Annotated in this window: 12 protein-coding genes; 8 read left to right on the forward strand and 4 right to left on the reverse strand. The window is 77.3% G+C overall.

Annotated elements, in window-relative coordinates; genetic code table 11:
• Positions 1 to 8: 8 nt before the first annotated feature.
• From BJ968_RS16450 to BJ968_RS16460, 3 genes are all read right to left on the reverse strand, one after another.
• A complete protein-coding gene (locus tag BJ968_RS16450; protein ID WP_179753640.1) occupies positions 9 to 1,580 on the reverse strand; it encodes a diguanylate cyclase in 1,572 nt (523 codons plus the stop codon).
• A gap of 8 nt (positions 1,581 to 1,588) precedes the next feature.
• The gene (locus BJ968_RS16455; protein ID WP_179753642.1) at positions 1,589 to 3,292 is read right to left on the reverse strand and encodes a putative bifunctional diguanylate cyclase/phosphodiesterase; all 1,704 of its coding nucleotides are present in this window, start codon (positions 3,290 to 3,292) and stop codon (positions 1,589 to 1,591) included.
• A gap of 128 nt (positions 3,293 to 3,420) precedes the next feature.
• On the reverse strand, positions 3,421 to 3,807 hold the full coding sequence (locus tag BJ968_RS16460) for an ATP-binding protein (protein WP_179753644.1): 387 nt from the start codon (positions 3,805 to 3,807) through the stop codon (positions 3,421 to 3,423).
• Between the two features lie 199 nt (positions 3,808 to 4,006).
• On the opposite strand from BJ968_RS16460, the gene BJ968_RS16465 reads away from it, so the two are divergent.
• The 7 genes from BJ968_RS16465 (at position 4,007) to BJ968_RS16495 (ending at position 9,958) form a co-directional block, all read left to right on the forward strand.
• Positions 4,007 to 4,879, forward strand: a complete 873-nt coding sequence (locus BJ968_RS16465) for a sugar phosphate isomerase/epimerase family protein (protein WP_179753646.1) — start codon at positions 4,007 to 4,009, stop codon at positions 4,877 to 4,879.
• A gap of 167 nt (positions 4,880 to 5,046) precedes the next feature.
• Positions 5,047 to 5,466 carry an STAS domain-containing protein gene (locus tag BJ968_RS16470; protein ID WP_179753648.1) on the forward strand — a complete coding sequence of 140 codons (420 nt, stop codon included), beginning with the start codon at positions 5,047 to 5,049 and terminating at the stop codon, positions 5,464 to 5,466.
• Positions 5,467 to 5,504: 38 nt separating this feature from the next.
• Positions 5,505 to 5,882 carry an ATP-binding protein gene (locus BJ968_RS16475; RefSeq protein WP_179753650.1) on the forward strand — a complete coding sequence of 126 codons (378 nt, stop codon included), beginning with the start codon at positions 5,505 to 5,507 and terminating at the stop codon, positions 5,880 to 5,882.
• Between the two features lie 129 nt (positions 5,883 to 6,011).
• On the forward strand, positions 6,012 to 6,983 hold the full coding sequence (locus BJ968_RS16480; RefSeq protein ID WP_179753651.1) for an acyl-CoA dehydrogenase family protein: 972 nt from the start codon (positions 6,012 to 6,014) through the stop codon (positions 6,981 to 6,983).
• The gene (locus BJ968_RS16485; protein WP_179753653.1) at positions 6,971 to 8,377 is read left to right on the forward strand and encodes a PIG-L family deacetylase; all 1,407 of its coding nucleotides are present in this window, start codon (positions 6,971 to 6,973) and stop codon (positions 8,375 to 8,377) included. Before BJ968_RS16480 ends, BJ968_RS16485 begins: the two co-directional genes overlap by 13 nt.
• Positions 8,374 to 9,093 (forward strand): glycosyltransferase, encoded by a 720-nt coding sequence (locus tag BJ968_RS16490; protein WP_218885115.1) that lies wholly within the window; start codon positions 8,374 to 8,376, stop codon positions 9,091 to 9,093. The genes BJ968_RS16485 and BJ968_RS16490 overlap by 4 nt, the downstream gene beginning before the upstream one ends.
• A gap of 109 nt (positions 9,094 to 9,202) precedes the next feature.
• On the forward strand, positions 9,203 to 9,958 hold the full coding sequence (locus tag BJ968_RS16495) for a ZIP family metal transporter (protein WP_179753655.1): 756 nt from the start codon (positions 9,203 to 9,205) through the stop codon (positions 9,956 to 9,958).
• A gap of 43 nt (positions 9,959 to 10,001) precedes the next feature.
• Here the strand turns inward: BJ968_RS16495 and BJ968_RS16500 are convergent, their stop codons facing one another.
• Positions 10,002 to 11,606 carry a methyl-accepting chemotaxis protein gene (locus tag BJ968_RS16500; RefSeq protein ID WP_179753657.1) on the reverse strand — a complete coding sequence of 535 codons (1,605 nt, stop codon included), beginning with the start codon at positions 11,604 to 11,606 and terminating at the stop codon, positions 10,002 to 10,004.
• A gap of 161 nt (positions 11,607 to 11,767) precedes the next feature.
• Here BJ968_RS16500 and BJ968_RS16505 point away from each other — a divergent pair, with 161 nt between their 5' ends.
• Entirely contained in the window at positions 11,768 to 14,107 is a 2,340-nt protein-coding gene (locus BJ968_RS16505; RefSeq protein ID WP_179753665.1) for a diguanylate cyclase domain-containing protein, read from the forward strand.
• The last annotated feature ends 16 nt before the right edge of the window (positions 14,108 to 14,123 follow it).

Consider the following 14,123-nt stretch of genomic DNA (forward strand, 5'->3'; position numbering starts at 1 on the left):
GGCCCTTCCTAGCGCGGGTGGGCCGGTTCCGCGTCCCCGGCGTGGACGACCCGGTCCCGGCCGGTGGCCTTGGCCTCGTACAGGGCGCCGTCGGCGCGGGCCAGGACGACCGCGAAGGCCGCCGCGGGGTCGGTGGTGACGGCGGTGCCGACGGACACCGTGGGGCTCAGCACGTCCCCGGCGGGGGTGGTCACGCGGACCGCGGCGCAGGCGCGGTGGAAGTCCCCGGCGCGCCGGGCCAGGGCCGCGGGGTCGGCCCCGGGCAGGACGAGGACGAACTCCTCCCCGCCGGTGCGGGCCACGAGGTCCCCCGTGCGGGCGGTCGCGGCCAGGGCGTGGGCGACGGCGACGAGGACGTCGTCGCCGGTGGCGTGCCCGTGCGCGTCGTTGACGGCCTTGAAGTGGTCGACGTCGACGGCCAGGACCGCCAGGGGCCGGTCCGGGCCCGCCCCGCGGACCAGCCCGGCGGCCACCGGGTCGAGGTGGCGGCGGTTGTGCAGCCCCGTGAGCGGGTCCCGGACGGCCTCCTCGGCCAGCTGGGCCCGCAGCTCCTCCAGCCGCCGGCGGGTCTGCACGAGGTCGGTGACGTCGCGGCCGACGACCCGCCCCAGGGGGCGGCCGCGGCGGTCGGTGATGGCGGTGACCTTCACGTCCAGGTGCACCCCCGGCCGGTACTCCAGCGCGTAGTGCACCTGCCCGCCGGGCAGGTCGCCGAGGGCCCGGGGGCCGAGGAACTCCGAGGCGGGCAGCCCGACGGGGTCGCGCGGCAGGTGGGGGCGGACCAGGCGCAGGTGGGCGCGGCCGGCGGGGTTGACGTCGACGACGGTGCCGCCGACGTCGACGACGACGATGTGGTCGCCGATGGTGTCCACGACAGCTCCACGGGCGACGGGGACGACCCGCAGCAACCCGCCGCGCAGGACGGCCCGGGCCGCGAGGACACCGGTGGCGGTGAAGAACAGCGGGGTGAGGTCCTGCCCGGAGAACGCGTGGGTGGCGGTGAGGACGACGTTGCCCGCCAGCGGGACGGCTCCGGCCAGCAGCAGGGTCCCGGCCTGGGCGCGCAGGACGCTCGTCCCGGTCAGCCACGCCCGGGCCAGCCGCACGTCGGCGGCCAGCAGCAGCAGGTAGCACCAGCCGGCGTGGGCCCAGAACAGCGGGCCGAAGCGGCTGTCGTACCAGGGCGGCCCGGGCAGCGGGCTGATCGCCGCGAACACCAGGTGGTGCCAGGGGTCGGTGGCGACGGCCAGCAGGATCGCGGTCGGCACCAGGACCAGGTGGGCGCGGTGGGCCCGGCCGGGCTGGAAGTGCGGGTCGGCGACGAGGCGGAAGAGCAGGTGCAGGCCCACGACGGACCCCAGGATCCCCGCGAACGAGGCGTGGGCCAGGACCGCGTGCACGGCCGGGGGCAGCCGCACGAGCTGTGGTGCGGTCAGCGCCGACCACAGGGCCAGGCTGCCGGTGGCCGCGGCCAGCGCCCGCGCGGCGGGGGTGCGGGCGCGCTGGCGCCAGGCCAGCGCGGCGGTGGCGGCGTTGAGGACGGTGGCCAGGGTGAAGGCGGCGACGAGGGCTGCGGGCACGGCCGGCCTCAGCCGGCCCGGGTGCCGGCGGGCGCGGGCCGGGCCAGCAGCTCGGCGACGGGGGCGGGCCGGGCGTACAGGTAGCCCTGGGCCAGCGGGCAGCCCAGCGCGCCCAGCAGCGCGTCCTGCTCCTCGTCCTCGACCCCCTCGGCGATGACCTGCATGCCCAGGGCCCGCGACAGCGACAGCAGCGCCTGCAGCACGCCGGCGCGGCGGTCGGAGGTGGTGATCTGGGCGGTGAAGCCGTGGTCGAGCTTGAGGTAGTCGGCGGGCAGCGTGTCCAGCCGGCTGAACGCCGAGTACCCGGTGCCGAAGTCGTCGATGGCCACCCGCGCCCCGGCCGCGCGCAGCCGGTGCAGGGTCTCCAGGGCGGGGCCGGAGGAGGCGTCCAGCAGGCTCTCGGTGACCTCGACCACGAGCCGCTCCACGGGCCAGCCCGAGGCCCGCACGAGGGCCAGGGCGCGCTCGGCGTACCCCTCGGAGACGAGTTCGCGGCCGGAGACGTTGACGGTCAGCAGCAGCCCGTCGCCGTGCACGCGGGCGAGCTCGACGGCGCCGCGGCAGGCGTCGGCGAGCACGGCCGCGCCCAGCTCGCCGATGAGCCCGGTGGTCTCGGCGACGGCGATGAACTCGTCGGGCCGCACGCAGCCGCGCTCGGGGTGCCGCCAGCGGGCCAGGGCCTCCACGCCGACGACCTCGCCGGTGGTGGGCCGCACGACGGGCTGGAACCAGGCGCGCACCTGCCCGGCGGACAGCGCCTGGGCCAGGTCGTGGGCCAGCTCGGCGCTGTCGAGGTCGTCGAGGCGGCAGCGGCCCCGGCCGGACAGCTTCGCGGCGTACAGCGCGGTGTCGGCGCGGCGGACCAGGTCGGCCCCGGACTCGCCCGGCAGGTGCCCGGCCACCCCGGCCGAGCAGCCGGCCGACGTCAGGCCCCGGCGCAGGTCCTCCACGAGCTCCAGGGTCTGGGCGCCGGTGCGCCCGGGCAGCAGCACGGCGAACTCGTCCCCGCCGTAGCGGGCCAGCACGGCCTCCTGCGGCAGGCCCTCCAGCAGCTCACCGGACAGCTGCTGCAGGAGCCGGTCGCCCGCGGCGTGCCCGTGGCCGTCGTTGACGGTCTTGAAGTGGTCGACGTCGATGAGCGCGGCCGCCAGCGGCGCCCCGTGCCGGGCCGCGGCGACGGCCGCGTCCAGCGCCGCGTCGAACCCGCGCCGGTTGCGCAGGCCGGTGAGGCTGTCGTGGTGGGCGTCGGAGGCGCGGCGCACGAGCGCCCCGACGACGACGGTGATGACCAGGCACACCAGGGCGAGCGCGATCGCGACCCCGGCGGTGACGCCGGACCGGTCGTGCAGGGCCCAGACCGCCGCGCCGAACAGGGCGACGAGGTGGACCAGGGCGGAGGCCCACCCGAAGAAGAACATGACGTCGATCGCCACGAGGGAGTACACGGTGGTGATGGCCAGGGCCGTGGCCGTCGTGGGGCACAGCGGGACGGCGAAGGTGATGAGCACCGTGCCGGCCCCCACGACGACGTGGAACGCCCCGCGGGGCAGGTGCCCGCCCCAGCGGAACAGGGCGAGGCTGGACAGCAGGGCCGTGGTGGCCAGGGCCAGCAGGACGTGCCGATCGCCGGGGTCGTGGAAGGTGGCGCTGAGGATGACGGCGAGCGCGGCGGCCCCGCCCGCGGCGTAGAAGGCCCCCGCGGTCAGACCCATCACCCGGGTCGTCGCGAAGAGGGGGGTCGGGGACGAGCGCGCCACCCCCGGGTGATCGGCCGTCCGGGGCGGTTTCTAGAGGTCGGCCACCCGACCGGCTCAGCGGTGCGGGTCCCTCGCCGGGTCCGTCAGCGGGCGGGCGGGCCGGGCAGGCGGCACCACACGTGGGCGCCGCCGTCGACGGGGCGCCACCCCCAGGCCGTGGACAGGTGGGTGAGCAGGTCGCGGGTCCGGGCGGAGACGGCGGGCCGGTCCGCGCCGTGCCCGTCGTCACCCACGAAGCGGACGTCGACCCCGACCTGGAGGGCGCCGTCGACCTCGCTGACGCGCACGGCGACGGGCCGGGTCCCGGTGCCCAGGTCGCCGAGCAGCTCGGCGGTGACCTGCACGGCGTCGTCGCCCTGCTCCTCGCGGCCGAGCTGCTCGGCCTGGACGCGGACGAAGCGCCGGGCGGCGCGCAAGGGCTCGGCGTCACCGAGCAGGTCCAGCCCGAGGCTGGCGGGTGCGGTGTCCACGGGCGACCTCCGGGGCGGGGCGTCGCCGCGACGGGTTGCACGGTCACCGCCAGTCTCGCCCGTGGTCCCCGGTGCGCGCACCCCGGGCGCAGCGGCCCGACCGGCGCTCATTTGTCAGGACATCCGTACCTGCCTCTATCCTCCTGCCAGGCGAGGGCGCCCCCTCGCCCGGAACCCCACGACACGGAGGCCTCCCGGCATGGTGACGATCGCCCTGGACCCCACCCCCTTCCACCCCGACCACGAGCTGCTGGAGCTGCCCGACCTCGTGGCCCGCGCCGGGTACGAGCACTTCCAGCTCGCCCCGCACCCCGACGTGGCCCCCTTCTTCCGCCACCCCAAGGCCGACGACGCCCTCGTCGCGGCGCTGCGCAGGAAGGCCGCCGACGCCGGGGTCACCATCACCTCCCTGCTGCCCGTGCAGCGCATCTCCTGGCCGCACGAGGAGCAGCGGCTGGCCGCGGTGAGGAACCTGCGGCGCGTGCTGCAGATCGCCGTGGACCTCGGCGTGAGCGTCGTGAACACCGAGTTCAGCGGCCGCCCCGAGCTGTCCGAGGACTCCGAGGCGGCGTTCTACCGGTCGATGGAGGAGATCGTCCCCGTCCTGGAGCGCGAGGGCCTGCGGCTGAACGTCGACCCGCACCCGGACGACTTCGTCGAGGACGCCCTGGAGGCGTGGCGCGTCGTGCGGGGCCTGAACACCGACCACGTCGGCGTGGTCTACGTCGCCTCGCACACCTTCCACTACGGGGACCGGGCCACGACGCTCCTGCCGCAGCTCGGCGACCGCCTCGGCGCCGTCTACGCCGCCGACACCTTCGACCACCGCCGCTCCCACGGCCTGCGCTACATCTCCAACCCGCCCGGGAACGCCGCCCGCGTCCACCAGCACCTGCGCGTCGGCGACGGGGACGTGGACTGGGCGGAACTGTTCTCGGCGTTGCGCCGCAGCGGTTTCCTCGACCGCGAGGACGCGCTCGTCGTGTCGAACGTCTTCGCCGAGGACGAGACCGCGATGGAGACCTCGGCCTACCAGCTCGCCACGCTGCGCGAGCTCGTCGCCCGCGCCTGACCGCCCCGGTGCCCTGCGCCGGCCCGCGCCCGCGGGGCGGTGCGCGGGGACGTCCCGGCGGGGTACGGTCGCTGCACCGGCTCGAGCACAGGGCGGGCGACCACCTGACCGAGCAGCACCGCGACAGCACGCCGGGTCACCACGCCGCGGTGGCAGGAAGGAGCAGCGTGTCCACGCCGTTCCGCGCACCCGACCCCCAGCAGGGCACCCCCGACGGGCGCGTCCGGCTCGAACCGGCCGCCGGCCGACTCCTCGTCCGCCTCACCGGTGAGATCGACGACGAGCTGCGGTTCGACCTCGACGACGCCGCCGCGCAGGTCGCGCGCAGCCGGGAGGCCGGTCGCACCGCCGTCGCCGTCGACGCCCGCGAGGTGACGTTCATGGACTCGGCCGGGGCCGCGTTCCTGGCCCGGCTCGCCGTCGCCGTCCGCCCCGACCGGATCACCGTCCACCCCAGCGAGCCGGTGGCCTTCCTCCTCGACGTCACCCGCCTGTCCGACGTCGTGGACGTCGTCGCGGACGCGGCCGGGGACGTCGCCGCGAGCACCGGGGACGGCACCGGCGGGGACGGTCCCGCACCGTCCTGACGAGCGCGCCGGGCGATCGTCGGCGACGATCGACCTCCATGTGCGAGTGGTACCCGGCAGCCGAGTCGGCCGTCGTGGTGGACCGGTCCGCGGCCCGCCACGCGCGGCGCTTCCTCGACGACCACTGGTGCGTCGAGCACGCCTCCCTGCTGCGCCCGCACGCCGAGCTGGTCGTCAGCGAACTGGTGACCGAGGCGGTCACCCACGGCGCCCCGCCGGTGCTGCTGCGCGTGGAGTGCGAGGGCGCCGACGGGGTGACGATCTCGGTGAGCGACCGCGACCCCAACGGCCCGCGCTTCCGCACCGTCGGTCCCGACGGCGTCCCCGGCACGAACCTCGTCGCGGTCCTCAGCGACGAGTGGGGGGTCCGCACCCGGCCCGGCGGCAAGACCGTCTGGAGCAGGCTCGTGGTCTGACGCGGTCCCGGCGCGGTCCTGGCGCGGTCTCGGCGCGGTTCCGGCGTGCCGACCCCCGCCGGCCCGGTTAGCGTGCGCACGTCAGCCCGTGGAAATCGCCGCGGGCGCGCCGTCGTGCTCGGAGGTCCCGTGCCCACCGCCGTCCCCCCAGCGGTCGACGGCGCGCTCGCCCTGGCCCGGTACCTGACCCGCGAGGTCCCCCTCCCCGGCTCCGGCGGCACCCGGCGCCGCTGGCAGGTGCTGGCCACCCTCGCCGAGCGCGACCTCACCACCGCCCGCGTCGTCGAGGCCCACCTGGACGCCGTGGCGATCCTCGCCGAGGCCGGTCGCGCGGTGCCCGAGGGGTCGACGTGGGGCGTGTTCGCCGCCGAGGACCCCGGCACCCGCCTCGACCTCACCGCCGGCCGCCTCACCGGCCGCAAACCCTGGTGCTCCCTGGCCGGCCGCCTGTCCCACGCCCTCGTCACCGCCCGCACCCCGCAGGGCCGCCGGCTCGTCGCCGTCGACCTGCGCCGGCCCGGCGTGACGGTCGTGGACGGCGCCTGGCACAGCCGCGGGCTCGTCGACGTGCCCAGCGGCCCTGTCGACTTCGACGACGTGCCCGCCGACCCCGTCGGCGAGCCCGGCTGGTACCTGCGGCGGCCCGGTTTCGCCCACGGCGGCATCGGCGTGGCCGCCTGCTGGTTCGGCGGCGCCGCCGGCGTCGCCCGCCCCCTGCTCGACAGCCCCCGCGACGACCTGCTCACCGAGCGGTCCCGCGGCGCAGTGGACCTGCACCTGCGGACGGCGCGGCTGGCCCTGGACGCCGCGGCCGCCGACGTCGACGCCGGCCGCGCCGCCGGGCCCGCCGGGGAGCTCCTCGCCGCCCGCACCCGCTCGATCGTCGCCGCGGCCGCCGAGGCGGTCCTGACCGAGGTGGGTCACGCCCTCGGCCCGGCCCCCCTGACCTTCGACGCCGCGCACGCGGCCCGGGTCGCCGACCTCACCGTCTACCTGCGCCAGCACCACGCCGACCGCGACGTGGCCGCCGTCGGGCAGCTGCTGCGCGACGCCGCCCCCGACGGTGGTGCCGACCGCGAGGAGGGCCGGTGGCCGTGGTGAGCGACGTCGAGTTCACGCACGACGGGGCCGGGACCGCCGAGGCGGAGTGGGCCGGCTGGCCCGGCCTGCGCGACGTCCCCGCCCTGGACTGGACCGGCGTCGAGCACGTCCTCGTCGTCGCCGCCCACCCCGACGACGAGACCCTCGGCGCCGGCGGGCTCATCGCCACGGCCGCCGGGCGCGGCCTGCCCGTCGACGTGGTCGTCGCCACCGACGGCGAGGCCTCCCACCCGGACTCCCCGACGACCACCCCCGCCGCGCTCGCCACCCGCCGCGGGACCGAGGTCGCGCGGGCCGTCGCGCGGCTGGCCCCCCGCGCGCACGTCCACCGGCTGCGGGTCCCCGACGGTGGCGTCACCGCCGGGGCGGCCACCCTGGCCGCCCTCCTCACCCGGCTGACCGGCCCCGGGACCCTCCTCGTGGCGCCCTGGACCGGGGACGGCCACCCCGACCACGACGCGGCCGGGGCCGTGGCCGCGCGCGTCGCCGCCGAGCAGGGCGCCCGCTGCCTGCACTACCCGGTGTGGGTGTGGCACTGGTCCCACCCCGGCGACGCCCGCGTCCCCTGGCACCGCGGAACGCGGCTCGACCTCGACGCCGCCGCGCGCCGCCGCAAGGACGAGGCCATGGCCGAGCACGTCTCCCAGACGAGCCCCCTCTCACCGGCCCCCGGCGACGAGGTCCTGCTGACCGCCGGGGTCCTGCGCCACTTCGAGCGCGACCACGAGTTCCTCCTCCTCGCCGACGGGGCCACCGACGGGGCCACCGACGGGGCCACGGGCCCGTCGAGCCTGGGCGCGGAGTTCTTCGAGACGTTCTACGCCGAGAACGGCGACGACCCCTGGGGTTTCGAGGACCGCTGGTACGAGCAGCGCAAACGGGCCCTCACCCTCGCCGCGCTGCCCCGGCCGCGGTTCCGCTCCGCCCTGGAGATCGGCTGCAGCGCAGGCGTCTTCACCGCCGAACTCGCCCCCCGCTGCGACGACCTGCTGGCCGTCGACATCTCCGCCTCCGCCCTGGCGCGCGCCCGCGCCCGCGTCGGCGGGCTCGGCAACGTGCGGACCGCCGTCGCTCGCGTCCCGCAGGAGTTCCCCGACGGGCGGTTCGACCTCGTCGTCCTCGCCGAGGTCGCCTACTACTGCGACCGGCCCGACCTCGACGTCCTCGTCGAGCGGCTGCGCTCCCACCTCAGCGCCGACGGGGTGCTCGTGGCCTGCCACTGGCGCCACCTCGTCGAGGAGTACCCCCTCACCGGTGACGAGGTGCACCGGACCCTGCGCGCGGCGAGCGGCCTGGAGGTCCTGGCCCACCACGAGGAGGAGGACTTCCTGCTCGACGTCCTCGTGCCCGCCCCCGCCGTCTCCGTCGCCCGGGCCGGTGGGCTCCTCCCGTGAGCCCGCGCGGCGAGGTGGAGGACGGGGTGGAGGACGGGGTGGAGGACGGGGTGGAACGGGTCGTGGTCGTCGTGCCCGCCCGCGACGAGGAGAGCACCGTCGCCCGCTGCGTCGCGTCCCTGCGCGCGGCCGCCGCGCGCTGCCCCGTCCCGGTCGACGTGGTCGTCGTCGCCGACCGCTGCACCGACGGCACCGCCGACGTGGCCCGGGCCGCGGGGGCGCACGTCCTGGTCCGCGACGCCGGCAGCGTGGGCCTCGCCCGCGGCCTCGGGGTCCGGGCGGCGCTGGGGGGCGTGCCCGCCGACCGACTGGCCCGCTGGTGGGTCGCGAGCACCGACGCCGACTCCGCCGTCCCCGCGGGCTGGCTGCGCCACCACGTGCTCACCGCGGCGTCCGGGGTGGACCTGCTGCTCGGCACCGTCCGCCTCGACGCGCCACCGACCCGGCACGCGACGTGGCGGCGGGAGTACGCCGCCGGGCAGTGGGCCGGCGGGCACCGGCACGTCCACGGGGCGAACCTGGGGGTCCGGGCCTCGACCTACCTGGCCGCCGGCGGGTTCCCCCCGCTGCCCGCGCACGAGGACCGGGTGCTCGCCGCCCGCGTCCGGGACCTGCCCGGCGCGCGGGTCCTGGCCTCGACGCGGTTCCCCGTCCTCACCAGCGCGCGGCTGACCGGCCGCGCGCCGCGGGGTGTGGCGCACGACCTGAGCGCCTGAGGATCAGCGGAACCGGCCCGGTTCGCGCGCGGGTGGACGGGGTAGCGGCTGGACGGACCGCTGACCGTGGTCGCCGGGAGGAAGTGGTCGCGGGAGGACGGGAGGGATCGTGCCGGAGTGGTTGCAGGCCGGGGGCTGGGGGCTCCTGGGCGGGGCGGCACTGGTGGTGGGCGCGGCCGTCGCCTGGTTCGTGCCCGTGCCGGCGAAGGTGGTCGCCACCGTCATGGCCTTCGGGTCCGGCGTCCTGATCTCCGCCCTCGCCTTCGACCTGGCGCAGGAGGCGGCCGACACCGGGGGACTGGTGCCCACCGTGGGCGCCTTCCTGGCCGGGGCGGTGGTGTACCTGGCCGCCAACCTCGTGCTGGCCCGGCGCGGGGCCCGGTACCGCAAGCGGTCCGGTGACCAGCAGCCGTCGGAGGCCGAGCAGGGCGGCAGCGGGGCGGCGATCGCGATCGGCGCCCTGCTCGACGGCGTCCCCGAGTCGGTCGTCCTGGGGGTCGGGCTGCTGGGCGGCCGCGGGGTCAGCACCGCCGTCGTCGCCGCGGTCGTCATCTCCAACGTCCCCGAGGGGCTGTCCAGCGTCGCGGGCATGAAGCGGGCCGGCCGCAGCGCCGGGTACGTGTTCGGCGTGTGGGGCGCCATCGCGGTCCTCAGCGCCGCGGCCGCCGCCGTGGGCTACCTGGCGCTGGGCTCGGCCTCCCCGCAGGTCGTCGCGGCGATCACCGCGCTGGCCGCCGGGGCGATCCTCACGATGATCGCGGACACCATGATCCCGGAGGCCTTCGAGCGCACCCAGCTCTACACCGGGCTGGTGACGACGCTGGGGTTCCTCGTCGCCTTCACCGTGAGCCGCCTCGGGGGGTGAGCGCCCCGGCGGGGGCCGCGGCCCCCGCCGGGGCCGCGGGGCCTCAGCGGGCCAGGGTGAAGGAGGCGACCAGCTCGTTCAGCTGCACCGCCGCCCGCGACACCTCACCGGCGGTGGCGGCCGTGCGGGAGGCCCCCGACGTGGTCCGGTCGGTCGCCGCGGCGATGCCGGAGATGTTCGCGGCGATCTCCTGCGAACCGGTGGAGACCTCGGTGACGTTGCGGACCATCTCGGCCGTGGTGGCCGACTGCTCCTCCACCGCCGCGGCGATGGTGGCCTGCAACCCGTCGATGCGGGCGATGACCTCGGCGATCTGCCCGATGACCACGGTGGCGGCCTCGGCGTCGGCCTGGGTGGCGGCCACCCGCCCCACGATCTCCTCCGTGGCCCGGGCGGTCTGCTGAGCCAGCTCCTTGACCTCCCCGGCCACGACGGCGAAGCCCTTGCCCATCTCCCCGGCCCGGGCCGCTTCGATGGTGGCGTTCAAGGCCAGCAGGTTGGTCTGCTCGGCGATGGAGGTGATGAGCTTGACCACGTCGCCGATCTCGCGGGAGGAGGCGCCCAGGCGCTGGATGGTGGCGCTGGCCTGGTCGGCGGAGGCGACGGCGGTGCTGGCGGTGGAGGAGGCCTCGGCGGTGGCGGTGGCGATCTCGCGGATCGCCGAGCTCATCTCATCGCCGGCGGCGGCGACGGTGCCGATGTTGGCGCTGATCTCCTCGGTGGCCGCGGAGACGACCTGGGCCTGGGAGGCGGACTCGTCGGCCCCGGTGGACAGCTCGGCGGCCACGGCGCTCAGCCCCTCGCTGGAGGCGGCCAGCGTGGTGGCCTCGGAGGCGATGCGGTGCACCGTGCCGCCCAGGGAGTCCACCGCCTGCTGCAGGGCCCGGGCCATCCCGGCGACCTCGTCGCGGCCGTGCGCGGGGACGGCGGTGGCCAGGTCGCCCTGCGCCAGCAGCACCAGGCGGTCGCGCACCGCGGTCACCGGCCCGGTCACCGAGCGCGTCACCAGCACCGCCAGCAGCACCGAGACGAGGGAACCCGCGACACCCAGCGTCCACATGAGGACCGCGCCGCGGCGCTGCGCGGCCTCCGCGTCGGTCCGGGCCAGCGCGAAGGCGCGCTCGGCGTCGCCCGAGACCTCGTCCAGCAGCTCGCCCATGGCCGTGTACAGCTCGATCTCCCGGCCCATGACCAGCTCGGTGGCGGCCGCGGCGTCGCCACCGCGGTACCCGGCCGCGATCTGCGCGTCGGTGGCGGCGAACTGCTCGTACAGGGCACCGAGCTGTGCGATGTCGTCGTCGGTCTCGGCGGCGGTGCTGCGGTCGGCCAGGACCCGCAGGGCCTGCTCGAACCGGCCGGCGGAGTCCAGGTAGGCCCCGCGCGAGCCGGTGCCGTCGTCGAGCGCCCCGGGAGCGCGGACGGCGTCGAAGGCGTAGGCGGTCTGCCAGCCGTTGAGGTCGGCCGCGGCGTACTTGGCGGTCAGCGCGGCGGCGGAGAACCGCTGCTGCGCCTGCAGACGATCGGTCGCGGCGCCCTGGGAGGCGCCGGCGGACAGACCGGCGGCCAGCACCGCCAGCAGCAGCACGACGACCACGGAGAACGCCGCGGCCAGGCGCGGACCCAGGCGCCACCGGCGCAGAGCAGACATGGGGGAGTCATCGGCGGCGACGGTGCCGGGCTCAACCACTCGGCCCGACCCGGTCCCGCGACCCCGCCGTCACCTCAAGGCGGCCGGTGGCGGGACCGATGCACCGGGGAGGTCGTCCGCGGTCGTCGCGTCGACCCGGCCGACGGGAGGTGCACGGGACCGTGGAGGTCGTCGAGCCACCCCCCGCGACGCCGCCGGGCACCGCTGGTGCGCGCTCGCGCCCCGCGCTGCGGACGGCGGCGCTGGTGCTGGCCTACGCCGCCGCGATGCTGCTGGGCCGCGCGTCCCAGCTGCCGGGCATGCCGTTGGCGGTCGTCTGGCCCGCGGCCGGGGTGGGTTTCCTCTGGCTGGCCCGCTCCTGGCGCTCCGGCGGCCCCCGGGCGGTGCGGCGCGACGCCGCGCTCGTGGCGGGCACCGGGGTCGCGGTGCAGCTGCTCAGCGGGCAGCCCCCGCTGCCGGCCCTCGTCTTCGCCGTGGCCGGCCTGCTGCAGGCGCTGGTGGCGTGCTGGGTGCACCGGCGGCTGCAGCCGGCCGGGTTGCGGCTGCGCCAGCCGCGGGACCTGTGGGCGCTGGTCGTGGCCGCCACCGCGGGTGCGGGCGCGGGCGCGGCCCTCGGCGCCAGCGCCGCGGTCGTGCTGCTGCACGCGCCGCCGGCCACCGCCCACCTGGCCTGGGTGGTGCGCCACGCCGCCAGCACCGTCGTGCTGGCGCTGGTGTGGCTGCGCACGGGGGACCGGGAGGTGCCGACCCTGGCCCCGGTGGCCTCCCGGGTCGAGCACGTCGTGGTGCTCACGGCGTCCGTGGCGTTCTTCGTCCTGATGGGCCACCTGGACCACGAGCCGCTGGTGTTCCTGACGGTGCCGTGGGCGGTGTGGCTGGGTCTGCGCGCCGACCGCCGGGTCGCGGTGGTCGTCACGGTCGTCGACGCCACCGCGCTGGTCCTCCTGACCCGCGCCGGTGGTGGTCCCTTCCGCTCCGACGAGCCGCTGCTGCGGCTCGTCGACGTCCAGCTCCTCGTGCTGGTGCTGAGCGTGCTCACGCTGATGCTGGTGCTGCACCGGGAGGAGCGGCACCGCCTGGAACTGGGGCTGCGCCGCGCCCACCGGGCCGCGCAGGAGCAGGCGCGCCTGCTGGGGACCGTCTTCGACACCACCGGCGACGGGCTGTCCGTCTACGACGCCGACGGTCGCGCGATCCTGCGCAACCGGGCCGCCCACCGGCTCTTCCCCGACCTGCCCGTGGGCCTGGAGCGCAGCCGCTGGGCTGAGCACTTCGAGCTGCTGCGCCCCGACGGCACCCCCTGGCCCGCCGAGGACCTGCCGGTCGCGCGGGCGCTGCGCGGGCACGGCGTGCCCGGCACCGACGTGCTCGTGCGCACCCCCGCCGTCCCGGACGGCCGGCTGCTGCACGTGACCGCCCAGCCCCTGCCGGGCACGCCCGCCGGCGACGGCGAGGACGGGCGGGACGGCGGGGGGAGCGCCGGCGCGGTCGTGGGCGTGCGCGACGTCACCGCCGAACGGGCCGCGCAGGCGCGCCTGGTCGCCTCCGAGCGGCGCTTCCGCACCGCCTTTGACACCGCCCCCGTCGGGATGATGATCGTCGGGCTGGGGGAGGCCGACGCCGCCCGGATCCTGCAGGTCAACAGCACGATGTGCGCCTTCACCGGGCTCAGCGCGGCCGAGCTGCTGGCCCGCGACTTCCACGACCTGACCCACCCCGACGACCGGGCCGAGTGCATCGTCTCCTTCGCCCCGTTCCTGCTGGGCGAGGTCACCCGCGCGGAGGTGGAGAAGCGCTACGAGCGCGCCGACGGCACGACCCGCTGGGGGATGCTGTCGGCCACCGTCATGGCCACCAGCGAGGACGGCGAACCGCACCTGCTGTGCCTCATCGAGGACGTCACGGCCCGCAAGGCCGCCGAGGAGGCCCGGACGGCGGCGGAGGAGGCGCTGCGCCACCAGGCGCTGCACGACGCCCTGACCGGCCTGCCCAACCGCGTGCTCCTGCGCGACCGCCTCGCCCACGCCCTGGCCGCCGCGGAGCGGACCCGCTCGCGGGTGGGGGTCGTCTACGTCGACCTCGACGGCTTCAAGGCCGTCAACGACACCGCCGGGCACGGCGCCGGTGACGAGCTGCTGCGGGAGGTCGCCGCCCGGTTCAGCGCGTGCCTGCGCCCCGGCGACACCCTGGCCCGCCTGGGCGGGGACGAGTTCGCCGTCGTCTGCCCCGACGTGGGCACCGGGACGGGCACCGGGAGGGACGTCGGGGCGGTCGCCGCGCGCCTGCTGGCCGCCGTGCGCGAGCCGGTGCTGCTGGCGGCGGGCTCCTTCACCGTCGGGGCCAGCACCGGTACCGCCGTCGCGGACCCCGGCACCGACCCCGAGACGGTGCTGGGCCAGGCCGACGCCGCCATGTACCGGGCCAAGCGGGCCGGTGGGAACCGCACCCGCGCCCACGCGGGCGCCCCGGACGGGCAGCGGCCCGCCGTCGCGGCGCGCTGACCGCCACGAGGTCACC

It is taken from the genome of Kineococcus aurantiacus (assembly GCF_013409345.1).
Lineage (GTDB): Bacteria > Actinomycetota > Actinomycetes > Actinomycetales > Kineococcaceae > Kineococcus > Kineococcus aurantiacus.

Coding starts and splice junctions, on each gene's coding strand:
- BJ968_RS16475 (WP_179753650.1), top strand. CDS start 5,505: ATGTGCGAGTGGTACCCGGCAGCCGAGTCGGCCGTCGTGGTGGACCGG.
- BJ968_RS16455 (WP_179753642.1), bottom strand. CDS start 3,292: ATGGGTCTGACCGCGGGGGCCTTCTACGCCGCGGGCGGGGCCGCCGCG.
- BJ968_RS16500 (WP_179753657.1), bottom strand. CDS start 11,606: ATGTCTGCTCTGCGCCGGTGGCGCCTGGGTCCGCGCCTGGCCGCGGCG.
- BJ968_RS16465 (WP_179753646.1), top strand. CDS start 4,007: ATGGTGACGATCGCCCTGGACCCCACCCCCTTCCACCCCGACCACGAG.